Source organism: Dokdonia sp. R86516 (genome assembly GCF_044596715.1).
Classification (GTDB): domain Bacteria; phylum Bacteroidota; class Bacteroidia; order Flavobacteriales; family Flavobacteriaceae; genus Dokdonia.
On sequence record NZ_CP138998.1, the window covers coordinates 2,773,395 to 2,798,712 of the forward strand.

Consider the following 25,318-nt stretch of genomic DNA (forward strand, 5'->3'; position numbering starts at 1 on the left):
TTATAATTACCTGAGCTTACTTTTGCTCACTTGGCACAATATAAACATCGTTAATATTTACACGTGCTGGCTGGCTTAATGAGTAATAAATTGCATTAGCAATATCTTCAGATTCTAAAGTTGTCATTTCTTGCATTCCTTCCATCATTTCTTTAACGTCCTCGTCTGTAATTGTTTCAGTAAGGCTTGTACTTACGGCACCTGGCTCAATAGATGTTACGTTAATTCCATATTCTGGAGCTAGCTCTTGACGTAGTCCTTCAGAAAACATTTTTACAGCGCTTTTTGTGGCGCAGTACACAGCTCCACCAGGAAAATAGCGATGTGCTGCCATTGAAGATATATTTATAATATGACCTCCTTTATTCTTTTTCAGTTCTGGTAGAACGGCTGCAACTCCATTTAGTACTCCTTTAATATTTACATCTACCATTTGCATCCACTCATCTGTTTTGAGTTTTTCTATAAATGATAATGGCATTAATCCTGCGTTATTTATAAGCGCATCTATCTGACCATATTCCTTTATCGCTGCCTCAACACCTTTATCAAAATCTTCTTTGCTTGTTACATCACCTGTTGCTACAATCGCTTTTCCACCATTATCTGTAATTGCTTTTTGTAAGTCTTTCAATTTATCTTCACTACGAGCCATTAATACCACATTAGCCCCGTGTGATGCTAGTTTATGTGCGGTTGCTTCTCCTATACCACTTGATGCTCCTGTAATGATTATTGTCTTATTTGTAAGTTCCATAATTTTGTTTTTTTATAAAGTTAAGTGGACTTTGCAGCTTTACCATAGGTCTTAGTGGTATTTTAAGAAGGCAATAAGAGTGTTTTAACGCAGTGGAGGCAACCTACGGGGTAGATGTTAATTTCACTAACATTTATAATTTTAATGTCATTTATAGCTTTTTACGCTTTCGCGAAAGCGTGACTTATCAAAATAGATTAGACTAAAGAATACCACACTTGATTCCATAAAAAAAGGTTGCCAAATGGCAACCTTTTTACTTGTAATAATTACATCAATTACTTGATACTTTCTAATAATTTATCTGCAACTAGTTCTGATGAAGCTGGGTTTTGACCTGTAATAAGGTTTCCATCTTGGATTGCATATGCAGCCCAATCTTCTTTTTTAGAATAGATACCACCATTTTTAGTAAGCATGTCTTCTACTAAGAAAGGTACTACCTCAGTAAGTTGTACAGCCTCTTCTTCAGTATTAGTAAATCCTGTTACTTTTCTTCCTTGTACTAATGGGTTTCCATCAGTTCCTTTTACACCTTTCAATGCAGCTGGAGCATGACATACAAAAGCTACTGGCTTATCTTGACTATTAAATTTTTCAATAAGTGCGATAGACTTATCATCATTTGCAAGATCCCATAATGGTCCATGACCTCCTGGGTAGAATACAGCGTCAAAATCGTCTGCGTTCATATCTGCAAGCACTTTTGTGTTTGCGATAAGGTTTTTTGCAGTTTCATCTTTGTCAAAACGCTCTGTAGCTTCTGTTGCAGCGTCTGGAGAGTCACTACTTGGATCAATAGGTGCAGCTCCTCCCTTTGGAGTTGCGATTGTGATGTTTACACCTTTGTCAAGTAACGAGTAATATGGTGCAGCAAATTCTTCTACCCAAAATCCTGTTTTCTTTCCAGTGTCTCCTAGTTGGTCGTGTGATGTTAATACAAATAAAACGTTCATTTCTTTTTCTTTTTTGGTTTCTGTTGTTACTTCCGAAACTTTTTCAGAAGTTGTTTTTGTGTTTGATTCTTTACAGCTTGTTGCTGTAATAATAGTAAGCACAAGTGCTAGTGATTGGATAATTTTCATAATTGTTATTAGTAAGCCATTTTGACTATTTTCTCTACATTATCAGGAGTTAATGATTGGTGTTCTCCTAGACCTTCCCAGCCACGATCTGTAAATCGCTTAGAAATTTTCTCAGCAGTTCCTTTGTAATCTTCTGTGTAATCTGAGAGCTTCGTATCTATTCCTAATTCTTTGAAGAAAGCCTCCGTCTTTTCAATAGCAGCATAGGCTTTATCATCTACACTACCATCTGTTACGTTCCATACACGTTCTGCATATTGAGCCAGTTTCTCTTTTTTAGCTTCAAAATTGAATTTATAGTGACTAGGAGCAATAACTGCTAACGTACGTGCGTGATCTATACCAAACATTGCTGTAAGTTCATGACCAATGGCATGTACCGCCCAGTCCGTAGGAACTCCTTTTTGGATTAACCCATTAAGAGCCATAGTACAACTCCACATAAAATCTGCTGCGGCTTTGTAATCTGTTGGGTCTTTAATAACAGTAGGAGCTACCTCGATAAGTGTTTGTAAGATACTCTCGGCAAAACGATCTTGTAAACGCGCACCTATAGGGTACGTCATATATTGCTCAAGAACATGAGTAAATGCGTCTGTAAGACCATTTGCTAGCTGGCGTTCTGGAATAGAAGTAATAACCTGCGGATCTAAGATCGAAAATACTGGAAATAATCCTGGACCTCCCATAGCAAGCTTTTCTTGCGTTTCCTTTCTCGTAATTACAGATCCTGAGTTCATCTCAGATCCTGTAGCTGGTAGTGTTAATACCGTTCCAAAAGGCATTCCTTTCTCAGTTTTAATATTCTGTGTAAGAATATCCCATGGCGTATCTCCATCATAAAGAGCTGCTGCAGATAAAAACTTTGTTCCATCAATTACAGAACCACCACCCACAGCAAGTAAATATGTAATTTCTTTGTCTTTAATTACCTCTAACGCTTCCATAAGTATTGCATACTCAGGATTTGCAGGAATACCCCCAAACTCAGTAACATCTACATCTGATAGCGCTGTTTTTACTTGGTCGTAAATTCCATTCTTCTTGATACTTCCACCACCATATAATAGTAGCACCTTAGCATCTGCAGGAATCTCTTCACTTAGCTTTGCAATCGTATCCTTTCCAAAGATGACTTTAGTCGGATTCTTAAATTCAAAATTGTTCATCGTACTTTTCTTTTTCTTTCAATATTTCTTAGATCTTTACGACCATCTTCCCTTTGTTTTTACCTTCAAATAAATCAATAAAAGCTGTTGGGATATTCTCAAAACCTTCTACTACAGTTTCCGTGTAAGTCAGTTTACCTTCAGATAACCAAGTAGCCAGTTGCTTCATAGCCTCAGGAAATTTCTCTGCATAGTTCGAGACAATAAAGCCTTGCATTAGTGCGCTATTTTTAACTAAAAATGGCTGTACACTCATACTCATTGGTATTTCTGTAGTGTTATACACAGAGATTGCTCCACAAATAATCATTCTTGCAAAGCGATTTATATTTACAAGCACTGCGTCAGAGATGGGTCCACCTACATTATCAAAGTATACATCTACACCATCAGGCGCTGCAGCTTTTATTGCCGCCGCCATATCATCTGTAGTGTTGTAGTTGATAGCTGCATCAAAGCCAAATTTGTCTTTAAGCATTGCTACCTTCTCATCAGTTCCAGCAATTCCTACTACACGCAGTCCTAAGATTTTTCCAATCTGCCCTACAACACTACCTACAGCACCAGCCGCACCAGAAACTACGAGCGTTTCTCCTGCTACGGGTTTTCCTATCTCATGTAACCCTAGAAAAGCTGTAAGTCCAGTCATTCCTAAAATACCTAAGTATGCACTCAATGATGCTTTTGACGGATCTACTTTAAGCAGTCCTTCTCCAGTATGCACTTGAGCAGTTGCCCAATCCAGCATTCCAGAAACATAATCACCTTCCTTAAAAGCATCATTATTAGATGCTATTACTTTTGCAACTACGCCAGAGTGTATAGGTTTACCTATTTCAAAAGGTGCAATGTATGACTTTGCATCACTCATTCTACCTCTTAAATAAGGGTCTACAGAAACATATGCTGCTTCTACTAAGATTTCACCAGAACCAGCAGATAAGTTTTTTTCATCTGTAACAAATTCAAAATTTGATAAAGATGGTGTTCCTTCTGGTCTACTTTTTAATAATATACTTTTAGTCATCGCTATATATATTTACTCTATTACAGTCACCATATCTTCCATAGGCTTTCTCACCTTTACAAGATTTACTAGCCAGTCTTCATCTTCTTTTCTATATCCTAAAGGAAGTAATACTGCACTACGTAAACCTTTTTCGCGTAAGCCTAATATTTTATCTACTTCTGTAGCGTCAAAACCTTCTAATGGTGTTGCATCTACATTTTCATAAGCTGCAGCGATAATTGCATGCGAAAAAGCGATGTATGCTTGTCTCGCAGCGTGCTCAAAGTTTTCTTGCTCATCTTTTTGTGGGTAAGAATCTAATAACATCTGGCGGTAGTTTTCCCATCCTTCGTTTTTAAAGCCTCTTATATCATTAGTAAGATCAAACATGTAGTTGATTCTCTCAGGAGTATATGTATCCCAAGCAGCAAAAACTAACAAGTGTGAGCAATCCGTAACTACAGACTGGTTCCATGCTACAGGTCTAATTTGTTCTTTAATGTCTTGATTTTTAATTACCATAACCTCAAAAGGTTGTAGTCCGCTTGAAGTAGGAGCAAGTCTTGTAGCTTCTAAAATTCTTTCAATTTTATCTTCGGCTACTTTTTCACCATTCATTGCCTTTGCGGCATATCTCCAGTTTAACTTATCTAATAAATCCATATTCTTATTATTTGGTTTCTTGTTGTTTTTTATTGACATACTTTAATACTACTCCATGCAGATTGATAAGCTTCTTCCATGTGAGTTTTATCTAATTGAAAGGCTCCTCGCTTTTGGGTCATCATTAAAAATGAAAGCGGATTAATTGCATATGCGTATAGTATAAAATCTGATAATGGTTTGATAATTCCTTCCTTTTTACCGCGTTCCCATAAGTCGAGTAGGGGCTGTAAGTGCTTTATTCCTTCTTGTCTGCTTTCCTCATCAATCATAGGAGTGTTATCACACTGAGCAAGAAACATTGCTTTCTCACATTCCTTTAATTTAAAATCTGCAATGCGCTTCCAGATGTACTCAAAACCTGATTCTACTGGCAGCGTGGTGTCGTAAGATGCAAATGCATATTCTGTATAAGAAGCCTTAACTTCTATATATGTTTTATTAACGAGGTCTTGCTTATTCTCAAAATATAAATAGATAGTGGCAGGAGAAACGTTTGCCATTTTGGCTATTTTACTCATAGGAGTAGCGTGAAAACCATTATTGTTTACAAGCTCTATGGTCGCCTTTACAAGCGCATTACGTTTATCTATACTTTTTTGAAGTTTTGCCATGTTATCTTATTGCTGGTGCAAAGATAGCATCAAAAATGAACGTTCATTCTTTTTTAACAAACATTTAATTTAACAAGAGAATTAGGAGTATTAATTATGGTTTGTAAACAGAGCAGGTTTAATAACTAAGAAGGCGTATAGGTGTGATGTTACGCTTTCGCGAAAGCGTGAAAAAAGCACACTATTTAATTAAGTTTAAGCATGAGCTACAGGCTAACACCAGTCTGTTATAACCGAACAGCACCTCACTAAGAATACAAAATAAGGAAGACACCAAGCAAAATACCTGCGAGCGGCACTAGTTTCTTGCGTTTATTCTTTTCCTTGAATACAAGACCACCTATAACTACGGCAATGATAAGTTGGCTACGTTTTATTGCAGAAAGTAGCACGATAAGCGCATCTGGGTCCTGCAGCGCTTTAAAATAAAAATAATCGGCGGTTTGTAGCAGTACACCTACGGCTATTATGGTCCACCTAAAGGTAAAGGCTTGTCTTTTTTCGGCTTTTGGAAACCAAGTAATCGCTAGAATGGCTAGTAGCATTAAAATAGTATACCAGCAAAACCAAAACTGCAACGTTTGAGGATTAAGAGATAGATTCTGAATTAAGAACTTGTCGTACAATCCGCTGGAGGCTCCTAGGAAAGTAGCACCTATAATGGCAAAAATCCACTTATTCTTTCTAAAGTGAATCCCTTCTTTCTTACCAATATTTGCATAAAGAATTACTGATAGAATAATCACAAAGAAACCTACCCATTGTAGAGCATTAGGTTGCTCTCTATATATATAAATAGCACCTATAAATGTAAAAAACGGTCCAGCAGATCGTATAGGAGTTACTATGGTGATAGGTAGGTGCTTTAAAGCTTGATATGCTAGAATCCATGAGGCAGTCATAATCATGGATTTGATAATGATAAAACCATGCGTTTTCCATGGAATAGGAGTGATGTAAAACCCTATTTCCTTAGTGTATTCTGGAAAAAATCTTGAACCTATAAAAAATGGAAGTATTAATACAAAACCAGCGCAGAGTGTACCTAACAATACAGGTAACACTTCGTTACCTTGTACTGCATGTTTCTTTGCTAAGTTGTGTAATCCAAGAAAAAGTGCGGCTAGTAAGCCTAAATACATCCACATGGCGCGAATATACTTTTTTGCGAGATTTTAAAGCACTTACTATTTAATTAGTTGGCTTTAATAACCTCATATCATATAGACCTTCATTAATTTGTAAATCCAGCAGGAAGAGGAGCTGTACCAGTACTTGAAGTTTCCATATCTACATTAACCTCGTTAAGGGTTTTAGTAAGTAATCCTTTGCGGTATAAAGCTACATTGAGAATCATATCAATATTATTTTCTATAATAGTACCCAAGCCAGTATCAATCTGAAATGATGAGTCGTTTACAATAGCTCTCAAAAACCATGTATTGTGTGTGGCGTGTTTATAAGCATACACCTGATAACCCTCTACATTTAAAACAGATGAATTACTTCCCAACAATACGTTATAGTTATCGCTTCCCACTCGCTTAAAGAAAAAACTGTGTACAACCATTTCATATTCATCTACAGGGACCTGAGTATTATAATCTTGTAAGCCATCATAAGATAAATCTGTAAATTCAAATTGCACATTGTTAATAGGCCCATATTTTGCAATATCAATGTCATACTGTAGCATATCATTAGCAGTAGAAACAACAAGTAGATTTAAACCCCTTATTTCTAATGAGTTTCCTGGGTTTTCTAGTGTTAATGTCTGATCTACAATTACATCACCATCTACGTCAAGTATTGCTGAGGGATTAGGTTTATTTATTCCTACCTGAGCGCGCATTGTAGATATGCAACATACTGCTGTAACCAGCACTAAAGAATATGAAAGTAATGAAGTTCTCAATTTAAATCAGGTATTGATGAAGCTGTACCGCTATTTGAGGAGCCTAAGTTAGTAATGATTTGTGGTAGTTCTCTGTAGTAAGATTTATCATAAACAACTAGTGTGACTTTGTAAGTAACAGTACCACCTGCAAGTGGATCTAGCTCTCTGTTTCCAATTTCAAGATGCCAAGAATCTCCACTTTCAAAGGTTCTTATTACAAAAGTACCCATAGATCGCACCGTAGGGTTTACAGTAGTTTTACTAACTCCATCCCCTATATATTGAAAATTTGCAACAGCGACGATATACTTATCAGTCTTAAATTGTAAATCGACATCTGTAAGGTTATCACCTTCTAGGTTTGAGAATGTATAATTTACAACATTGATAGGAGCCGCAGAAACTTCTGAAACATCAAGCTTTGTAACAAGTCCAGGAGGATTACTAGTAGTAATATGAGTCACTAATTCAAAATCTTCTTCTGCGGCAGAAACCGTTCCGAGCTCTGCTGTTTTAAAATCGTCTTGCACCAGTAAATCACCTGCAATATGTAAATCTGCTTGAGGATTTGTTGTTCCTATGCCTACTTGAGCATGCGCAAGTGATGAGAATAAGATTAACAATAATAGAAACGTTCGCATAATTAATCTATAAATGGTGTTGCAGCCGCGTTTGTAGTTCCGCCGCCCATTGGGACTGAAATGACACCAAATTGCTTAGTTAAATCCTTAGAAAAAATCAATGTCTGTATTTCCCACTTAGAATCTACTGTATCAAAGTCGTTTGCCACACCAGGATAATCTGCAATGATATGCCAAGTCCCATTTTCGATAAAAGTAGAAGTATAGGGTAAAGAGAATTTGTCTTGTTCTATTCCGACAAGTACGAGTTGATTGTTAAAATGTGCAGAAGCCACAATAAGTTCGTAATCTGTGGCCGAAATGCCTGTGTCAAAATCTCTTACCCAGTCTAAGTTTGGATTTTCGATAATATATGTCTGTATATAACCTAATGCCGCACCAGAAGGATTTTTAGGATCAAGCTTAATAATAAAGTCACTGTCATTTTGAATTAGAAAACTCGCTTCATCACCATCTGCAATTGGTGGCAATTCTGATATTACGGTTTGTTGAGTAACTACCATATCTCCTGCAACTTCTAATGTTTTACGAGGAGTTTGAGTATTAATTCCAACCTTCTGACCAAAAACCGAAGTGCTAAGTAATAGAAAGAGAAAGTAAACAGTGTAGTTTTTAATCATTCAGATTTGCTTAATTGTGACGCAAATATGCATAAATCAGACAAATAACCACAGATAAGCAAGGTATTCTCAATGTGAAAAATGAACTTTTAACAAATAATTATAATTTTTAGAACAATATTTATTTTCATCGTAAAAATTGAGCTATTCAACTGATAATAAATCAATAACAACAGACATAAAATTTATTCAATCACAGCTTTTAGAAAATTTAAGTATAGATATTTCGCATATTGAACACTAAAACTACCTACTTAATGATAAATTAATGGTCTATAGTCTTAAAACTTCTATTTCTAGTGCGTTTCGCTTTCGCGAAAGCGTTATTCATACATATCAGTATAATAATAAGAGTTATTATCACCACGGTAAAACGCAGTATAATTACCTTTACCAAAATTTAGTTTGCAGAGCAATATGCCGGAAGATAAGAGCACCCATGACGATAAACGTATTCTGTCACCAGAAGAAATAAATGAATGTATAACCACTTTAGAACAACTAGTAGCCGATACAAATCAGCTTTTTGAGCTTCCAGAAGAACAGCGCACAGCGCTTCTCAAAGCCTCAGGAATGTTATCTCGACCTAATAGAGATGAGTTCCAGCGTAGGAGGAAAGACGCAAAGAAAGCAGCCAAACGTAAAATGATTGCGAGAGATAAACACGCTCGTAAATCAACAGGTATACGTTCTGCTAGAGAAGCTGCGCTCTTTGTTGCTCCCAAGTTGCTAGGCGCAGCTGCAATTCCAGAAGATACACCTGAACTCGAGTCTCCAAGAAATTGCTATGTGTGTAAAACAGTGTATACTAAGCTACATCACTTTTACGATGCAATGTGTACCTCATGTGGTGATCTTAATTATGCAAAACGTTTTCAAACAGCCGATTTAAAAGGGCAAGTTGCTGTAATAACAGGCTCAAGATTAAAAATAGGTTATCATATAACTCTCATGCTCCTACGTTCTGGTGCGACGGTGGTAGCAACCACACGTTTTCCTGCAGATAGCGCAATACGATATGCAAAGGAAGATGATTATAATGACTGGAGTGACCGCCTGCACATTCATGGCCTTGACTTACGACATATCCCTAGTGTAGAGATTTTCTGTAATTATATAGAGCAGAAGTACGATAGACTCGATATTTTAATTAATAACGCGGCACAAACGGTGCGCAGACCATCTGGTTTTTATTTCCACTTAATGGAAAATGAAAAGCTGCCGGTAGACCATCTTCCTAAGCTCGCGCAGCCACTATTACAAGATCACATTACTTGCCTGCAGGAGTTATCAGACTTAAGTGTGAGCACCGCAAAAACTAGTAAGAATAATGTGCTTCCAGTTACTTGGCATGGACCTGAACCAGGTATTGGCCTACGCAGTTCGGCAGAGCTTTCTCAGATTCCTTACAGTTTTGATAATTCCTTACAAACTAGCGAAGTCTTTCCAGAAGGGAAACTGGATGCAGATTTACAACAAGTAGACTTACGTAAGACTAATAGCTGGCGATTAAAGCTAGGCGAGATAGAAACTACGGAGATGGTAGAAGTACAGCTAGTAAATGCTGTGGCGCCATTTGTTTTATGTAATCGCTTGTCTAACCTTATGATGAAGGAAAATACCGGACAAAAGCATATCATAAATGTATCTGCTATGGAAGGTAAATTTCACCGTTTTAAAAAGGAGGATAGGCATCCACATACTAATATGGCCAAGGCGGCATTAAACATGCTTACACACACATCTTCTGCCACTTTTGCTAAGTCTGGAATTTATATGAATGCCGTAGATACGGGATGGGTAACAGATGAGGACCCTGCAGAATTATCAAAAAAGAAAGTAGAAGTACATGACTTTCAACCACCGTTAGACATTGTAGATGGCGCTGCTAGGGTAATGGATCCACTTATTGATGGTATCAATACGGGAAAACATTGGTCTGGAAAATTTTTAAAAGACTATTTCCCTATAGATTGGTAATTTTTAATTGTAGTTTTGCATTGTGATAAAAAATAATCACATTTTTAAATACATTATATTATGAATAACGGAACAGTAAAATTTTTCAACGACACTAAAGGATTTGGTTTTATTACAGAAGAAGGTGTTGAAAAAGACCACTTTGTACACATTTCTGGGTTAATCGACGAGATTCGCGAAGGTGATCAAGTTGAATTTGAACTTAAAGAAGGTAACAAAGGATTAAACGCAGTAAACGTAAGAGTTATCTAACATATACTTCAAGTTTTAAAAAAAGCCCATCTATTAATTTAGATGGGCTTTTTCTTTGTAAACTTTTTACGCTTTCGCGAAAGCGTAACTATCATAAATTACGGAGAAGCATTATTCAAAGGTATGTCGCTGTTCATGTGTAGATGATGCACCCAGCAGTTCATTAAACAAGCGAATGCTATTAAAATCTGTCGTTATCGCTTTTGAAACGGCAATACCATCGATACCTACTTCTAATATATCCTTAACATCATTAAGAGTAATGCCTCCCACGGCAAGAATAGGAGTAGTGGTTCCCAGTTCTTCTATAATCGCTTTGTAACCAGAAACACCCAGCGTGCTTGCTCTAGTTTCTTTTGTGGTAGTAGTGCTGTAAGGCCCTAGACTTATATAATCTACTTGCTTTGTAATAAGCGTCTCACAATCTTGTAAAGTATGTGCAGTACCTCCTATAATTTGCCAAGTATATAAGTGTTTTCTAGCAATGGTAGGGCAGGTATCAGAGCTTCCTAGATGTACGCCATCTGCTTTGACTTCTTTGGCAATTTTATAATCATCATTAATAATTAATCTCGTCTGGAAATGAGCGGTAATCTCTCTAGCTTCTTGAGCAATGGCTAGCAGCTTTTTTTGAGAACATTTTTTTACACGTAGCTGTACGAGCTCTGCTCCAGCATTACATGCTTTCTGTATGTGCTCTATATGCTCTTTAAGCGAGTTACCTTGAGAGATGTAATGAAGTTTTGGGATCATATTCTTGATATTTAGAACCTATGTAATATATATACTAAGTTAGACAAAGATACTTATCACACAACGTAAACAGTATGGTCACACGTACAGGTTCTTATAAAATAAAGAGGCTGATTGTAATTATACAAACAGCCTCTTTTAGTATCGTAATTAAAAAAGGTTTATTCCTCTTCGGTAGTGAGAGCGTCTTCCATCGCTAGTTTTTCATTTTCACTATGATCTACGGGTACAGAATCTTTGATTCGTGTAAATTCTTCTAGACGCTCAAGATCTTCTTCTTCTCCAGAAAAGTATGGAAATACGTCCATAATAGGTGACTCAGAAACTGCCGGGATAGTATATTCACCCATGGTATCTTTCATGGTCGTTACCGTATTTTCATAAGCTTCCTTTACATCATTTGCTTGTACTAGTAAATACTGGTTAGTCTTGCGCTCTTTACCACTTTCTTCGTCAAAGGCGATAAGAGATACTCGAGATTTAAACCACCTATCAGAATTTTCAAATGGATGAATCTCTGCGTAGTTTGCTACTTTTATATTTGTGATTTTGATTTCTTCGCTATCACTTAAATAGGCTGCCATTTCTTGGGTTATCCTACTTTCGGCTTCTGTATATGATATGGCATCTACTAAAAAAGGCTCCGTTTTTACCTTTTGTGTTCCTGATGCTTCATCAAACTTTCTATACTTTACTTTGCACTCATACCAAGTTGCACTCATATCTCTTTTATTTTAAGGTTGCCAAAAATAGCGGTTAGCTCAAGGCGAAAAATTAAAAAACCACAATAGATATTCACAATCTCAAAATCATTGAGCTAGTTCTTTTAATACAAGGGATTTACCGCATAAAAAAGCTGGAATAAAAAAAGCGCCAACTGTTTATTACAGTCGACGCTTTTCAAGTTGGGTATTCTTATAATTATTTAGCTGGTAAAACCACGGTATCAACTACGTGTATTACACCGTTAGATTGATTTACATCTGCTATAGTTACTTTAGACTTATTTCCATTTTGGTCCATAAGAACTACTGATGATCCATTTAAAGAAGCCATTAGTTTTGCTCCGTTTACAGTTGTAAAAATAGCTGTACCATTATTGTTTTTAATCTCACTCATAATAGCAGCTGCATCAAAATTTCCTGCAACTACATGGTAGGTAAGTACACCTTGTAAAGCTGTTTTGTTTTCTGGCTTAAGTAATGTTGCAACCGTTCCTTCTGGAAGTTTTTCAAAAGCAGCGTTTGTAGGGGCAAAAACTGTAAATGGTCCTTCTCCTTGTAAAGTTTCTACAAGTCCTGCAGCTTTTACCGCAGCAACTAGGGTAGTGTGGTCTTTTGAGTTTACAGCATTCTCAACAATATTTTTAGAAGGATACATTGCTGCTCCACCTACCATTACTGTCATTTCATCCATCATGTCTTCTCCCTCAGTCATTTTATTGTCCATCATATCTTCTACTTGAGACAACTTATCATCCATCATCTCTTTTTGATCTGCTGCTTCTTCTTTTCCCATGTTTTTTGAACCTTCACATGATGCAAGTGATAAAAGTCCTGCACAAAGTGCCATTGATAATACGTTTACTGTTTTCATAATTGTTTAGTGTTTGTGTTATATAGATTTACATATATAACGCAGCAGCTTCTCATTCGGTTCTCGGTAGGGTTTGATTTTGGGATAGGTTTAACAGTATACGTTAGAAAGTGAAATTCTAAATAAAACGTTTGTGATAAGACTTTAAGCTTAATCTGATTTACAAATTTAAGAACTCATCATAGCATGGCACGTTATAAGTGCCTTTGTGACATATATAGTAATGCGAGTAATTATTGGGTAACTTTCTGTTACTCTGATTAAAAGTTAAAATTTGTTAAGATTATTTGTGATTATACTCTAAATTTGAGCTGAATTTGTAAAACCTCTTAAAAAAGGTCTTAACAAACTTAAGCTAACCAACTTATACCTTATTAATGAAATTTTTCTTGTCAATACTATTCAGTGCAGTATTCTCGCTAAGCATTCAATCTCAAGAACCACAAGAAACAGAAATCGATGATTTATTCTCAGAACTTGATGACCTTACTATAGAAGGAGATAACGAAGTTATCGCTTCATTTAAATCTACTAGATTACTTATCGGGCAATCTACTGAACGTGTAAAGAAAAGTCAATTACACTTTAGAATCTCACACGTTTTTGGAAAAATAAAAGGTATTGACAATTTCTTTGGTCTTGATCAAATTAATAATATGCACTTTAGTCTAGAATATGGCCTTACAGACTATATTCAACTGGGTGTGGCGAGATCAAATAAGCCAGACAAAACCTATTCAAATAGTATTAAGGTAAGTGCTCTTAGACAAAGATCTGGATCAAAGTCATTTCCTTTTGCATTAAGCTATTTTGGGAGCTTAGATATTAAGACTAGAGAGTATTTTCCAGAGGCACGTAATAATAACTTTTCAGGAAGACTAGAATATGTAAATCAATTACTGATAAGTCGCAAGTTTTCAGAAAAACTATCCCTTCAACTTTCTCCTACATTAGTTTACAGAAACTTAACTGAAACTCAGGAAGATCCTAACGCTATATATTCCATAGCTGTAGGTGGTCGTTATCTCATATCGAGATCTATTTCGATTAATGGGGAGTATTATTACACGCTACCTACCTTTGACGCGCACAGTGCTCGCAAGAATACGCTCGCTTTAGGACTTGATATAGAGACAGGCGGCCATGTTTTTCAATTGTTTTTTACAAATGCATTTGCTTTACACCCAGGGAAATTTGCTATCAATCAAAGCGGTAATTTCTTCAATCGTGATATTAACTTCGGTTTCAGCATACTGCGAGAATTCTCATTATAACAAATCAATTTAACTCTTATACCATGTACAAATCAATCGCAATTTTATTTCTAGTCTTTGCTTCAAGCCTTACTCAAGCACAAGAAAAGCTAGTTACTAGAACGGGCACTATCTCTTTCTCCTCAAAAACCCCTATAGAAAATATTGAGGCTACAAGTAATCAAGCAGCTAGCATTCTTAATATAGAGAAGAAGTTAATAGCTTTTAATGTATTACTCAAATCTTTCAAATTTGAAAAAGCCTTGATGGAGGAGCACTTTAATGAAAAATATGTGCACTCAGATAAGTATCCATCTGCAAAATTTCAAGGAACTTTTGAAACGGATATTGATTTAAATTCTCCTCAAGTTTATGAAGATGTAAATATTAATGGCACTATGCTTTTTCATGGTAAAAAACAACCTACGTCTGTTAAAGCGACTATTGAAGTAATGAAAGACAAAACCTTAAAGGTAACTAGCGACTTTAAACTTGTTTTAGAAACATATGACATTGAAATACCATCTCTTGTAAAAGACAAAATTGCAGCAGACATTGATGTTAATCTTGTAGCAAATTATAAGTAATATGGGTAAAAAGATAAGTATTGTTGCGCTTTTAGTCATTGTAGGGGCTATTGTTTACGGGATCTATTCATTTAATAAGCCCGCAGAAAGTGTTACTACCTCAAATGCAGATTTGAAAGTTACGGCAACCACCTTAATTGACAAGATGGAATCTGATACAGAGGCTGCTCGTACCTTATTAAATCAAGTTATCGAGGTTACCGGTAAGGTCTCATTATTAGAAAAAGGAGAACAAACAACCATTGTTATTCTTAATGAGCAAATAAAGTGTGAAATAGAAAACGCTCAACTGGAAGGGTCCTTAACCATAGGAAATGAAATAACTGTGAAGGGGGTTTACAGTGGATTAGATGAGATGTTTAATGAAATTATATTATCAAAATGTCAGCTTATAAATTAATAATTGTATTAGGTCTACTCGTAATGACCGGCTGTACCTCAGAGCAAGCAGATGTTGAGTACCCTGTAAATGATGCTGCGGCTCAAGAGTATTACACAACTACATTAAAACAAGTCATTGATAATAAGTGTATTTCCTGCCATATATATCATATAGAAGGTAACAACCGCTATGATACGTATGAAAAAACTAAATCAAATATCGTACAGATGGTAAGTCGTATATCTTCTACTTCAAATACTGTAATGCCGCCAGCCGATGCTGTCCAACTTACTCAAGAAGAGAGTGAGAGTTTCGAGACTTTCTTAGCGTTATTAAGTGCAAATGAAGAAGAAGTTCCTGCAGCTAGAATACAAATAGAATGGACAGCATATAAATACCCAGACTACGACAATAGGGCAGGAGTGAGTGGTACCTTTGATGAAATAAGCTACGAACTGAACGAGAACGCAATTGCACCTATTGATTTACTCGATAATGCTAAGGTAACTGTAAACACAAGCTCTGTTAATGTGGGCAATGAGTCAGAGAGAACCACTAATGTAGGAACATTTTTCAGTGCCTTTACACCAGATATCATAGGAGATGTAATTAGTTATGATAACAATGAGGTCACCATACTTTTTGAAATGAATGGAATCACAGCAACAGAGACTTTTGATATTGTTGTAAATGAGGATAGTCTTGTGCTTTCTGGAAGTATTCCAGATATGAATATTTTTGACTGGCAGTTAGGTTATGATGCGCTAGATAATGTATGTGGTGATTATCATGAGAATAAAGTTTGGGAAGATATTGACGTAACAATTGTAATATTGACAAATCAATAAAAAATATGGCAAGCTAGATGATGCTATTATCTAGCTTACCATTATTCGCTTTCGCTGGAATTTTATTTAAACACCATCTTCTTTTAAAAATTACCTCTTGCTTTAATATTACTTAGTTAGCTTTCGCAAAAGCGTGATTATTAGTATCACTCTTAAAGATGATGTATAAGATTGTAACTACAAACAGCAACAGTAAATACCACGTATTTGCTACAAGATCCAGGTAATTGATATTACCTTCTGAGAAGCTCAAAATCATTAAAACCTGCGCTCCATAAGGTAATAAGCCCTGAAAGATACAAGCGAAAATATCCAGAATAGAAGCCGTTTTCTTATTATCTAACTCATATTCATCATTAATGGTCTTTGCGATAGGTCCAGCGACGATTATGGAAACGGTGTTATTTGCAATTGCCATATTGATGGTACTTACCAGCGCTGCAATACCAAGTTGCGCAGTTTTTTTACTCTTAATGAGTTTTTTAATGTTTACTAGAATAAATTCAATACCGCCATTACTAGCCACAAGCGCAGCAAGACCTCCAGTGAGCAGAGATAACAAGAAAATTTCAGTCATATTTGTAAAACCTGTGTAAGCAATTTTAGTAGATTCTATGATGGTAAAATCACCATAAACGATCCCTAGTAAAGCTGCAGCAAGTACACCTACAAGTAGCGTAACAAAAACGTTGAGACCTACAATAGAAAGAATAATGACGAGGACATAAGGAGCAATTTTTATTACATCATATTCATAAACAACGGTTTCTGTAACATCTGTTGTTAGATCTAATCCTTTAAAAATTAAGATAGCGATTGTTATAAGTGCAGCAGGAACCGCAATCTTTATATTTTGCTTGAATTTATCACTCATTTTTGTTCCCAAAGATTGAGTGGCAGCAATCGTGGTATCTGAAATTACTGAGAGGTTATCTCCAAACATACTACCTCCTAGTAAGGCTCCACAAAGTATGGCAAGGTCTGCACTACTTTTATCTGCAAAACCAACAACAATGGGTGCTAAAGCTACAATTGCTCCCACAGATGTTCCCGTAGAAACCGATAAAAACCCAGCAATCACAAAAATACCTACGTAAATATATTGTATCGCAATATAATCTAAACCTAGGTTTACAATCGCATCTACACTACCTGTAGCATTAGTTATTGCGGCAAATGCACCAGCTAGTAGATAAATGAGGCACATGGTTAAAATTTTATCGTCACCACATCCTTTGAGGAGGATGTCAATCTTAGCATTTATAGTCTGTCTAAACATTATAAAAGCAACGATAATTCCAGCAATAACAGCCATAGGTGCAGGTAGAGCATAAAAATCATCTTGATAAATACCAACGCCTAAAAATGTGATTACAAATACAAAAAGCGGAATTAGGGCTGTAAATTTTGGGGTAATTTGTGTAGTCTGTGTCATGTTCTTCTTCATTCTTGCAAGGAGATAATAGCAATTAGATAGAAGTATGCGTTAACATTGTTTCCAATTAATTGGCTTATCTATTTAGCACCTTGCTCGTTATTGCAGGTTGCTATCTCCTTTGTGAGATTCTTGATAATTAATTTTAAGGATGTAAAACTAGTGTACAAACCATACCTTTTAGCTTAAAAAAAGTTAATTTTTTTAATGCTTACATAATCAAATAGATGACAGCATATTTCTTACGAATCGTCATTTATACTATGGATATCAGTTTAAACGGTTTGTACTCTGACGGCATTATCCTCATTACATTACATAAAGAGTAGTTTTTTTATTGACTCAGTTAACTGTTTATCACTTTGTAAATTAAGTTATAGATTTAATCATTAAGAGGTGGATCATGTTATTTACAATATGATTTAAGGTTTTCTTTTTACGCTTTCGCGAAAGCGTAATTTTTCATTAAAATATGTAATTGATTGATAATACAGAGCTTAAAATATACTTTTAGTTATATTTGAAATTAAGTCTTTTACATCTATAGCAGAGTATCTATTATCAAGCATTTATGAATTCTTATTTACTAAGTAAATTTTACATTTTATTTTCAGCAATTACATTTTTTTCTAACTCACTAGATAATGATGACTGTTCGGTAAACGATTGTACAGATACATTTACAGTTGGTTATGAACATAATTTTGATACTTCTGAGATAAGTGATTGTTGGACTGTTAAAGAATTCCCTAGTAATTCTTCTTCTACATATTATTCTTTATCTGATGAAGTTTTTAGAGGTACAACAGGATATTCTATTCACTTAGTTGATACATCTCCAACAGCTAATGCTATTATTTTAATATCACCTCAATTACCTGATCTGTCAACTGACAAAAAACTAGAGTTTTACATTAGTGCCTACGAAGGTGACCTAATCGTAGGGACTGTATCTGACCCAGAAACGCCTGAATCTTTTACAGAACTCAGTACGATTTATGAAGATGTTCCTTACGGGGAATGGGAAAGAAGAAGTGTTTATCTCAATAATTATAGTGGAACAGATAAATACATTGCTTTTAAATTGCAACAAACTTATAGAAGTCGTGGTGAACAGGTATTTATAGATGATTTTAATATGTCCAATCTGTAGATTGTGTAAACCCCTTTGATATTACTGCATCAAATATTACAGACGATAGCGCTCAGATTAATTGGTCTGGTTCAGGCACTGAATTATTATGGGAATTTGAATACGAAATTCTTAATGTTTCTAATAGTACGCAACGGCTATTAACATATTCACCCTCAATTGCCTTGGATAATCTTATAGAAGGCACAGAATACTCGATTAAGATCCGCTCAAAATGTGATACAGAAGCACTTTTTTCTGAGTGGTCTGATCCCATTCATTTAATGACAGCATGCATCCCTATAGAAGCAAACTACACAGAATCTTTTGAACATGCAACGGGTATAAACCCATGCTGGACTACAATCGTTAATAATCATAATGCCTTTGCTGATATACGTACAACTGAAAGTATTGAAGTTAACTATCAACAGTCATGGGGAGGGTCTTTTAATGAGACCATACTGCCTTCTTCTGGAAATCAGTTCGTATACTTCTATAATGGCATTGACTCTTCTTCGGCCCCGTCATCAGATTTTTACTTAATATCTAAGCCTATTTTAGATTTAGATAATAGTAAGCGAATTAGATTTAATTTGATTGTAAAAAGAAGATATTCATCAGGTTTTAACGAATCTAGTCTTCATATCGGTACCATGACAGATCCTAGTAATCCAGATACTTTTGATCTCATTGAAACTATTACACCAGAACAAATGAGTGAGGTAAAACGCAATGGTTTACCCTTAGCACCTTGGAGAGAACATACAGTATATTTAAATGAGTTAAGTGAAAACTTTGAAGCCACGTATATTGCTATACAGCATGGTGATGAATTTTATGGTACTGAATTTTATCTTGATGATTTTAAATATGAAAATATTCCCTCGTGTACGGAGCCACTTTACTCAAAAGTTCTACACGAACGGTTTAATGAGGTTGATATAAGTTGGGATAGTTACAGTAATTCTACATCTAACTTATGGGAAATTGTTTATGGTCCTAGTGGCTTTTCCTTAGATACTGGTCAGCGTGTACAATCATCTACAGAGAGTGTGACTTTACAAGACTTACAATCAAATACTAGTTATGATTTTTACGTTCGCGCAAAGTGTAATAATGATTGGAGTGATTGGTCTTTTGTCAATAATTTTACGACAAAATGTGAAGGATATCTCACAGGCTATTCTGAGAGTTTTGAGACACAAGAAGAAGGACGTTTTGAAAATTGTTGGACAGCAATACGCCCTACTGGCAGCGGAAGTCCCTATTGGGACAATAGTCTTAATAATATTAGCTTAGTAGATGATGTAGGGCCTAATGAATACCCTGCAAATACTGGGTCTAATTGTGTGCGGATTTTTAATGATATTGACTACCCTACTGGTGATACTCCATCTGATAGAATAGTGTTAGTATCTCCTAGGCTAGCTGATCTTGATAACTATAAAAAAATATCATTTTGGCTTCAACCAATATCTAGTGGGTATGCTTCCCCAAACGAGGTGATCATAGGTACACTTTCAGATCCGGATGATTACACTACTTTCACACCGTATCATACTATAACAAATGCTGCCGATAATGAAGATACTTACACAAAATATGAAGTGACATTTTCAGATTATGCCCTTACAGATAAGTATATTGGTTTTAAACAAGGGCCAAGCAATAGAAGACAAGTGATCCTTTTTGATGACTTTCATTATTCTGAGGTTACTTGTGTTACTCCTACAAGCCTAACGGCTTATCAATCAGAAGAAGGTTCTGTAACTCTAGAGTGGCAAGACAATAATAATCAAGAGAGTCCAGAAAGTTGGGAGATAGAATATGGCCCAAAGGATTTCGTTTTAGGAGAAGGCACTATAACTACAAGTACAACAAACCCATTTCAAATTGATGAGTTAAGTAATGGCAAATATGATTATTATGTACGAGCCGTTTGCAATGATAACTTAGGTTATAGCAACTGGAGTAATAGTTATTCATTTACTATAACATGCACTTTACAAGCTCCTTTTTTTGAGAATTTTGATAGTTACGATGCACAGGAACAACATCAAACGGATGGAATAACAGACTTTTGCTGGGAGAGGTCTAACCATGATCTTGCAGGAATAATTGATCGACAAAATTTATATGCTCCAATAAAGTCTGCACCAAATACTGCTTTTGTAAATGATTTCCCTACCTCTCAAAATTTGATGCCAGGGATGCTTGTATCTCCATTTCTAATAGATTTTGATAATACTAAAACACTTAGATTATGGTTAAGAAATGAAACAACAGGTCTCAATACTGTAGGCAGTGGTATTATTGTAGGTACGATGTCTAATCCACTAGATAGAAATACTTTTCACAGTTATACTACTATCGAAGCAGATGAAATTCAGACTTTTGGCCGTGAATTTTTTATTGATTTTTCAGAGTATACTGGAACAGATAAGCATATCGCAATCATTCATGATCAATCTTATGAGTACTCTTTGGTGATGATAGATGATTTTTTATATGACTCACAATCATCTTGTAATATTCCCTTAAATATAAATACCAAAAGTATTGGCACAAGTAGTGCAACCATTAAATGGGAAATGCTTAATGATAATAGTACCTACGAGATAGAGTATGGACCATCAGGCTTTGCGCAAGGAGATGGTATTATTGAAACTACTACAAATTTAAGTATTGACATTACCAATCTACAGCCAGATACTGAATATGACTACTACCTAAGATCTCTGTGTAATTCAAATGTAGCTAGTACATCTAGCACAGCTCTTCATTTTACAACTGCCTGTAGTATTGAAAGTTTACCTTGGGTAGAAAATTTCACAGAAATGGATACCTACGGAGAGGGAACTCTACCTAATTGTTTAAAAGGTGAAGATAATTGGATATCGAGCAATCAAAATTTATCCGAACATCTTGTTGGTGATGGTGATACGAATTTTATCTACGTAACTTTTGATGAATATGGTCTACGTACCTCATTAATAACTCCCATGTTTTACTTAGAGGCTGGAGTTACTTACAAGTTTATAGTTAAAATGAAAAGGGAAATAGGTGACTACAGTTCCCATAGTGTACGTGTCAAAATAGGGATGGGCTCAGAACATTGGTTACTAGATAATAATATTAATTATTTTTCAGGATTTGATTTTGGGTTTTATGAATACTTTCCAGTAGAAACAACGTTCACACCCGTATTAAGTGGAGAATATTCTTTCGGTTTATATGTAGGCCATTCATCTATAGTAAACAGTATAGCGCTTGATTCTTTTAGCTTAGACACTGCTTATGAAACGGCTATCCCAGTACAAGATGGTACTACAACACTGTTTGATTTTGAAGATGGTTTACCTTTTGGAATTATCTTAGAAAGCACGGAGTTCTCTAATAGTAGCTTAATTATTGAAAATGACAGTAATAGTGCTATTAAACTGTTTTCTAAAGAAGGAGCAAATCCATGGAGAAATAGTGACAGTCAGCAAGAAAGTTGGATATTAAATCAAGATCGAATCTCTAAGGTAAATTTTGAAATTAATCCAAGCCAAGCTTCTGAGCTCTTAATGAAGTTTAAAGCAAAGCAAACTATTAGCGAGACATCTTCAGATTCGTCTTTAAGAGTAGTAGTCAATGGAGTTGTACAAGATTATATTTATAATTCTGACACAAATAATTATGATGATTATGAGATAGACCTTTCGGCTTTTATAAATCAAAAAATAAGAATTTCAATTCAACACCTAGCAAAATCACCTGATAACCATAACAATCAAAATAGCGTCCTTATAGATGATATCCTCCTTAAAACGGCAGATTCCACACTTGATACTGAAGTGTTAAATTCTAGAAATTTCACCTATTATCCTAATCCAGCAAAGAATAAATTATTCATTGATAGTCAACAACTAATTGATAGCATTGAGTTAATTAATATGTTAGGACAAGTTATCATGGAGCACAAAGTAGATGCGCAGCAGAGGGTTACACTTGATATATCAGACCTATCTTCTTCTATATACTTTATGAAAGTTTACACTGGTACAAAGCATTCTACAGTAAAAGTTATCGTTAAATAATTTAATCCAAGGTTTTGTTAGAGGTGTTCTTAGACAAAATACTCCATAGAAATGTGTATTTACCACATTAAGGTTTTGTATAATAATATTCCAAGCCTTTAGTCCTTGAAGTACGCTTTCGCGAAAGCGTAAAACATCCAACTTAAAGTATATTTATTGCAAAATTGGAGTCTTGTTATAGTGATAAAGTAATCATCTTTTTTAAAGAAATAATTACTTTTGCACCCCATTATGATAAACGAAACATCCCCATTACTAGATTTTGTAACAAATGAACTCTCAAAAGCAGGATTTACAATTACTGCTGATATTGATAGGGTAGAAGGGCTAGACTTTCTTATCACAGCGCCTACAGGCAGAACAAGCGAGTTACAGCTGCGTTCTATTAATCTTCACGAAGAAGAAAGTATAAAAATACAAAAGCTTGATTACGGTCAAGTTGCACCGCATCGTTTTCTAGGTCTCGTGACTATAATAGATAACACTCCAAGAGCTTTTTATATTATACCTTCTGCTACTTTTACAACAGCAGATAATGAGGTCTTCTTTAATCATCCTATGGAAATGATGCCACATTTGAGTCACTGGGAGATTAAAGTATATACAGCAGCTGTTCCTAAGCTGGCTCAATATGAAATAAGTAATTTTTACAAAGTATAATAACCTATTTACAACTAGTCAAAAGATTATCAATAGCACTAGCTTCTTATTGAATAGCGTTCATGCTTCTCTTAGATTAAAAGTAGTTTTGCACATAATTCAAATGAATCAAAATCGTGAGAGGGGCTCACGATTTTTGAGCTTATAGAGGTCTGGCAGGGGTGTCAGACCTTTATTTTTGATGTAATACTTGGTGTTTTAAATCATCATATGATTACATATCGCAGTGGAAGTTTTTGATCTGCCTAGATTCATTGATAGAATCTTTCGTAAGCCTATTTACTTCTTGTAGCTTTGCAAATTATAATTGGATTAAAAACAAGTAATTATGAGTAAAGTAAAAGGAAGTGATGTAGTAAAAGTACACTACACAGGAAAATTAGCAGATGGACAGGTGTTTGATAGCTCTTTACAAAGAGAACCTTTACAGGTAGAACTTGGCAAAGGCCAACTTATTCCAGGATTTGAGAATGCGCTTATAGATATGGCGGTTAACGAGAAGAAAACGGTTACAATAACTAAGGAAGAAGCATACGGTGATGTACAACAGGAGCTATTTCAAAAAGTACCTAAAACACAGTTACCAGAGGAAATAAAGCCAGAAGTAGGTGTTATTTTAGTAGCTTCAAGACCTGATGGTTCTGAGCAACAATTACGTGTTTCTGAAGTAAATGAAGATCACATCATTGTAGATGCAAACCACCCACTAGCAGGACAAACCTTAGAGTTCGAACTTGAGCTCCTAGAGATTGCATAAGACAAACTAATATTAAGTTTATAAAACGCCTTAGCTATGCTAAGGCGTTTTCTTTTACATAGAATTAAAATTGTTGAACAAAAAGTCTACAAAACAGTCCCCGTCAGATACAAAAGCCTGCACTCAAAGTCTTCTTTTTGCAATAATTCGATAGCTTTTTTACTACGTACACCAGCTTTACAATACACCACAAGGTCTTTAGTTTGTAATACTTCGTGTGCTCTATTCTGCAGTTCGCCTAAAGGAATATGTTGTCCTCCTATGTGATGTAGTGCTCGTTCATGATATTCTCTAACGTCTAGCAAATTGTATTTTTCTGGATGTTTATTAAGCTCCTCTGTTGTGATACCCACATTATCAATAGGAAGCTCACATTGTAACTCGTACTCATCTTCAAGACGACTAACTATGATACTAGTATCTTTTTCAAATTCTAAAATCATTTGTTCCATGCTTAACATTTTGTAGGTGAGCAATTTTCCAGAAAGAACATTACCTATTCCACATATAATTTTTAAAACCTCATTGGCTTGTAAAGATCCTATTATACCTGCTAGTGCGCCTAGAACTCCCGCTTCAGAGCAATTAGGCATTTCATTTTGTTTAGGAGGTGTTGGGTATAAACATCGGTAGGTAGGACCACTTTTATAATTATATACAGCCAGCTGACCTTCAAATTTATAAATAGAGCCTAGCACAACAGGTTTATCTTTTAATACTGCAGCATCATTTACTAAATATCGCGTAGCAAAATTATCAGAGCCATCCACAATAACATCATAGCTTCCAAAGAGCTCTAGTGCATTATCTTTAGTAAGACGCACTGGGTACGTATCCAATGTAATATAAGGATTGAGCTTTTCTAAGCGGCTTGCAGCTGTTATCGCTTTGTTACTTCCAATATCATCATGAGTATATAAAATTTGACGTTGTAAATTAGATTGCTCAACAACATCATTATCTATAACTCCTATTCTGCCTACACCTGCTGCTGTGAGATATTGCAACACGGGACATCCCAAACCACCAGCACCTATTACTAAAACACTTGCATTTTTTATTTTTAATTGGCCCTCTAGTCCTATTTCGTCTAGAATAAGGTGTCTGCTATATTGTTGTTTTTCTGAAGTGGTTAGATCCATT

General features: G+C 35.4%; 25 protein-coding genes and 1 riboswitch. Of the genes, 10 read left to right on the plus strand and 15 right to left on the minus strand.

All coding sequences use genetic code 11. From position 1 onward, the window contains the following. Positions 1–16: 16 nt before the first annotated feature. The 10 genes from SJY23_RS12395 to SJY23_RS12440 form a co-directional block, all read right to left on the minus strand. The gene (locus tag SJY23_RS12395) at positions 17–757 is read right to left on the minus strand and encodes an SDR family oxidoreductase (RefSeq protein ID WP_396596586.1); all 741 of its coding nucleotides are present in this window, start codon (positions 755–757) and stop codon (positions 17–19) included. A 278-nt stretch (positions 758–1,035) separates the two neighbouring features. Continuing rightward, positions 1,036–1,842, minus strand: a complete 807-nt coding sequence (locus SJY23_RS12400) for a type 1 glutamine amidotransferase domain-containing protein (protein WP_192816517.1) — start codon at positions 1,840–1,842, stop codon at positions 1,036–1,038. An 8-nt stretch (positions 1,843–1,850) separates the two neighbouring features. Then, a complete protein-coding gene (locus tag SJY23_RS12405) occupies positions 1,851–3,011 on the minus strand; it encodes an iron-containing alcohol dehydrogenase (RefSeq protein WP_396596587.1) in 1,161 nt (386 codons plus the stop codon). A gap of 28 nt (positions 3,012–3,039) precedes the next feature. Next, a complete protein-coding gene (locus tag SJY23_RS12410; RefSeq protein ID WP_396596588.1) occupies positions 3,040–4,038 on the minus strand; it encodes an NADP-dependent oxidoreductase in 999 nt (332 codons plus the stop codon). A gap of 12 nt (positions 4,039–4,050) precedes the next feature. Then, positions 4,051–4,683, minus strand: a complete 633-nt coding sequence (locus tag SJY23_RS12415) for an NAD(P)H-dependent oxidoreductase (RefSeq protein ID WP_339844472.1) — start codon at positions 4,681–4,683, stop codon at positions 4,051–4,053. A gap of 29 nt (positions 4,684–4,712) precedes the next feature. Continuing rightward, positions 4,713–5,297, minus strand: a complete 585-nt coding sequence (locus SJY23_RS12420) for a TetR/AcrR family transcriptional regulator (protein ID WP_396596589.1) — start codon at positions 5,295–5,297, stop codon at positions 4,713–4,715. A 248-nt stretch (positions 5,298–5,545) separates the two neighbouring features. Continuing rightward, positions 5,546–6,445: an EamA family transporter gene (locus SJY23_RS12425; RefSeq protein ID WP_396596590.1), complete on the minus strand. Its 900-nt coding sequence runs from the start codon at positions 6,443–6,445 to the stop codon at positions 5,546–5,548. An 86-nt stretch (positions 6,446–6,531) separates the two neighbouring features. After that, positions 6,532–7,212 carry a hypothetical protein gene (locus tag SJY23_RS12430; RefSeq protein ID WP_339844468.1) on the minus strand — a complete coding sequence of 227 codons (681 nt, stop codon included), beginning with the start codon at positions 7,210–7,212 and terminating at the stop codon, positions 6,532–6,534. Then, positions 7,209–7,835 (minus strand): hypothetical protein, encoded by a 627-nt coding sequence (locus SJY23_RS12435; protein ID WP_396596591.1) that lies wholly within the window; start codon positions 7,833–7,835, stop codon positions 7,209–7,211. The genes SJY23_RS12430 and SJY23_RS12435 overlap by 4 nt, the downstream gene beginning before the upstream one ends. A gap of 2 nt (positions 7,836–7,837) precedes the next feature. Continuing rightward, positions 7,838–8,455: a hypothetical protein gene (locus SJY23_RS12440; RefSeq protein WP_035336933.1), complete on the minus strand. Its 618-nt coding sequence runs from the start codon at positions 8,453–8,455 to the stop codon at positions 7,838–7,840. Between the two features lie 417 nt (positions 8,456–8,872). Between SJY23_RS12440 and SJY23_RS12445 the strand changes: the two genes are divergently transcribed. Together SJY23_RS12445 and SJY23_RS12450 are read left to right on the plus strand one after the other, a co-directional pair. Further along, the gene (locus tag SJY23_RS12445) at positions 8,873–10,435 is read left to right on the plus strand and encodes an SDR family NAD(P)-dependent oxidoreductase (protein ID WP_396596592.1); all 1,563 of its coding nucleotides are present in this window, start codon (positions 8,873–8,875) and stop codon (positions 10,433–10,435) included. 60 nt (positions 10,436–10,495) lie between these two features. Next, a complete protein-coding gene (locus SJY23_RS12450; RefSeq protein ID WP_013752123.1) occupies positions 10,496–10,687 on the plus strand; it encodes a cold-shock protein in 192 nt (63 codons plus the stop codon). A gap of 111 nt (positions 10,688–10,798) precedes the next feature. On the opposite strand, the gene thiE is transcribed toward SJY23_RS12450, so the two are convergent. The 3 genes from thiE to SJY23_RS12465 all read right to left on the minus strand — a co-directional run bounded on the left by thiE (position 10,799) and on the right by SJY23_RS12465 (position 13,036). Beyond that, the gene (gene thiE / locus SJY23_RS12455) at positions 10,799–11,440 is read right to left on the minus strand and encodes a thiamine phosphate synthase (protein WP_396596593.1); all 642 of its coding nucleotides are present in this window, start codon (positions 11,438–11,440) and stop codon (positions 10,799–10,801) included. Between the two features lie 161 nt (positions 11,441–11,601). Beyond that, a complete protein-coding gene (locus tag SJY23_RS12460) occupies positions 11,602–12,162 on the minus strand; it encodes a DUF4494 domain-containing protein (protein WP_035336929.1) in 561 nt (186 codons plus the stop codon). A gap of 199 nt (positions 12,163–12,361) precedes the next feature. Further along, a complete protein-coding gene (locus tag SJY23_RS12465; protein WP_396596594.1) occupies positions 12,362–13,036 on the minus strand; it encodes a fasciclin domain-containing protein in 675 nt (224 codons plus the stop codon). 377 nt (positions 13,037–13,413) lie between these two features. Between SJY23_RS12465 and SJY23_RS12470 the strand changes: the two genes are divergently transcribed. The 4 genes from SJY23_RS12470 to SJY23_RS12485 are packed head-to-tail and all read left to right on the plus strand — an operon-like array spanning position 13,414 to position 16,106. Beyond that, positions 13,414–14,310: a DUF5777 family beta-barrel protein gene (locus SJY23_RS12470; protein WP_396596595.1), complete on the plus strand. Its 897-nt coding sequence runs from the start codon at positions 13,414–13,416 to the stop codon at positions 14,308–14,310. Between the two features lie 23 nt (positions 14,311–14,333). Continuing rightward, positions 14,334–14,876 (plus strand): YceI family protein, encoded by a 543-nt coding sequence (locus SJY23_RS12475; protein ID WP_035336924.1) that lies wholly within the window; start codon positions 14,334–14,336, stop codon positions 14,874–14,876. Position 14,877: 1 nt separating this feature from the next. Continuing rightward, complete coding sequence (locus tag SJY23_RS12480) at positions 14,878–15,276, plus strand: hypothetical protein (protein ID WP_035336923.1); 399 nt, start codon at positions 14,878–14,880, stop codon at positions 15,274–15,276. Beyond that, the gene (locus SJY23_RS12485; RefSeq protein WP_396596596.1) at positions 15,258–16,106 is read left to right on the plus strand and encodes a YceI family protein; all 849 of its coding nucleotides are present in this window, start codon (positions 15,258–15,260) and stop codon (positions 16,104–16,106) included. Before SJY23_RS12480 ends, SJY23_RS12485 begins: the two co-directional genes overlap by 19 nt. A gap of 112 nt (positions 16,107–16,218) precedes the next feature. Here the strand turns inward: SJY23_RS12485 and SJY23_RS12490 are convergent, their stop codons facing one another. Then, positions 16,219–17,553: a Na+/H+ antiporter NhaC family protein gene (locus SJY23_RS12490; RefSeq protein WP_396596597.1), complete on the minus strand. Its 1,335-nt coding sequence runs from the start codon at positions 17,551–17,553 to the stop codon at positions 16,219–16,221. A gap of 35 nt (positions 17,554–17,588) precedes the next feature. Further along, a riboswitch (SAM-I-IV-variant riboswitch) is annotated at positions 17,589–17,685 on the minus strand. A 427-nt stretch (positions 17,686–18,112) separates the two neighbouring features. Between SJY23_RS12490 and SJY23_RS12495 the strand changes: the two genes are divergently transcribed. The 4 genes from SJY23_RS12495 to SJY23_RS12510 all read left to right on the plus strand — a co-directional run bounded on the left by SJY23_RS12495 (position 18,113) and on the right by SJY23_RS12510 (position 24,175). Then, on the plus strand, positions 18,113–18,694 hold the full coding sequence (locus SJY23_RS12495; RefSeq protein ID WP_396596598.1) for a choice-of-anchor J domain-containing protein: 582 nt from the start codon (positions 18,113–18,115) through the stop codon (positions 18,692–18,694). A 164-nt stretch (positions 18,695–18,858) separates the two neighbouring features. Continuing rightward, positions 18,859–22,758 (plus strand): choice-of-anchor J domain-containing protein, encoded by a 3,900-nt coding sequence (locus SJY23_RS12500; protein WP_396596599.1) that lies wholly within the window; start codon positions 18,859–18,861, stop codon positions 22,756–22,758. Positions 22,759–22,989: 231 nt separating this feature from the next. Further along, positions 22,990–23,418, plus strand: coding sequence for a hypothetical protein (locus SJY23_RS12505; RefSeq protein ID WP_396596600.1), 429 nt, complete (start codon positions 22,990–22,992; stop codon positions 23,416–23,418). Between the two features lie 328 nt (positions 23,419–23,746). After that, a complete protein-coding gene (locus SJY23_RS12510) occupies positions 23,747–24,175 on the plus strand; it encodes a peptidylprolyl isomerase (RefSeq protein ID WP_396596601.1) in 429 nt (142 codons plus the stop codon). Between the two features lie 86 nt (positions 24,176–24,261). Here SJY23_RS12510 and moeB read toward each other — a convergent pair whose 3' ends face one another. Continuing rightward, positions 24,262–25,317, minus strand: a complete 1,056-nt coding sequence (gene moeB, locus SJY23_RS12515; protein ID WP_396596602.1) for a molybdopterin-synthase adenylyltransferase MoeB — start codon at positions 25,315–25,317, stop codon at positions 24,262–24,264. Position 25,318: the final 1 nt, after the last annotated feature.

Bases quoted from the DNA above. Each gene is read 5' to 3' on its own strand.
- SJY23_RS12435 (WP_396596591.1), bottom strand. From the start codon at position 7,835: ATGCGAACGTTTCTATTATTGTTAATCTTATTCTCATCACTTGCGCAT.
- SJY23_RS12480 (WP_035336923.1), top strand. From the start codon at position 14,878: ATGGGTAAAAAGATAAGTATTGTTGCGCTTTTAGTCATTGTAGGGGCT.
- SJY23_RS12415 (WP_339844472.1), bottom strand. From the start codon at position 4,683: ATGGATTTATTAGATAAGTTAAACTGGAGATATGCCGCAAAGGCAATG.
- SJY23_RS12450 (WP_013752123.1), top strand. From the start codon at position 10,496: ATGAATAACGGAACAGTAAAATTTTTCAACGACACTAAAGGATTTGGT.
- SJY23_RS12420 (WP_396596589.1), bottom strand. From the start codon at position 5,297: ATGGCAAAACTTCAAAAAAGTATAGATAAACGTAATGCGCTTGTAAAG.
- SJY23_RS12460 (WP_035336929.1), bottom strand. From the start codon at position 12,162: ATGAGTGCAACTTGGTATGAGTGCAAAGTAAAGTATAGAAAGTTTGAT.
- SJY23_RS12405 (WP_396596587.1), bottom strand. From the start codon at position 3,011: ATGAACAATTTTGAATTTAAGAATCCGACTAAAGTCATCTTTGGAAAG.
- SJY23_RS12485 (WP_396596596.1), top strand. From the start codon at position 15,258: ATGTCAGCTTATAAATTAATAATTGTATTAGGTCTACTCGTAATGACC.
- SJY23_RS12505 (WP_396596600.1), top strand. From the start codon at position 22,990: ATGATAAACGAAACATCCCCATTACTAGATTTTGTAACAAATGAACTC.
- SJY23_RS12465 (WP_396596594.1), bottom strand. From the start codon at position 13,036: ATGAAAACAGTAAACGTATTATCAATGGCACTTTGTGCAGGACTTTTA.
- SJY23_RS12510 (WP_396596601.1), top strand. From the start codon at position 23,747: ATGAGTAAAGTAAAAGGAAGTGATGTAGTAAAAGTACACTACACAGGA.
- SJY23_RS12425 (WP_396596590.1), bottom strand. From the start codon at position 6,445: ATGTGGATGTATTTAGGCTTACTAGCCGCACTTTTTCTTGGATTACAC.
- SJY23_RS12495 (WP_396596598.1), top strand. From the start codon at position 18,113: ATGAATTCTTATTTACTAAGTAAATTTTACATTTTATTTTCAGCAATT.
- moeB (WP_396596602.1), bottom strand. From the start codon at position 25,317: ATGGATCTAACCACTTCAGAAAAACAACAATATAGCAGACACCTTATT.
- SJY23_RS12410 (WP_396596588.1), bottom strand. From the start codon at position 4,038: ATGACTAAAAGTATATTATTAAAAAGTAGACCAGAAGGAACACCATCT.
- SJY23_RS12395 (WP_396596586.1), bottom strand. From the start codon at position 757: ATGGAACTTACAAATAAGACAATAATCATTACAGGAGCATCAAGTGGT.
- SJY23_RS12440 (WP_035336933.1), bottom strand. From the start codon at position 8,455: ATGATTAAAAACTACACTGTTTACTTTCTCTTTCTATTACTTAGCACT.
- SJY23_RS12470 (WP_396596595.1), top strand. From the start codon at position 13,414: ATGAAATTTTTCTTGTCAATACTATTCAGTGCAGTATTCTCGCTAAGC.
- SJY23_RS12445 (WP_396596592.1), top strand. From the start codon at position 8,873: ATGCCGGAAGATAAGAGCACCCATGACGATAAACGTATTCTGTCACCA.
- SJY23_RS12400 (WP_192816517.1), bottom strand. From the start codon at position 1,842: ATGAAAATTATCCAATCACTAGCACTTGTGCTTACTATTATTACAGCA.
- SJY23_RS12490 (WP_396596597.1), bottom strand. From the start codon at position 17,553: ATGAAGAAGAACATGACACAGACTACACAAATTACCCCAAAATTTACA.
- thiE (WP_396596593.1), bottom strand. From the start codon at position 11,440: ATGATCCCAAAACTTCATTACATCTCTCAAGGTAACTCGCTTAAAGAG.
- SJY23_RS12475 (WP_035336924.1), top strand. From the start codon at position 14,334: ATGTACAAATCAATCGCAATTTTATTTCTAGTCTTTGCTTCAAGCCTT.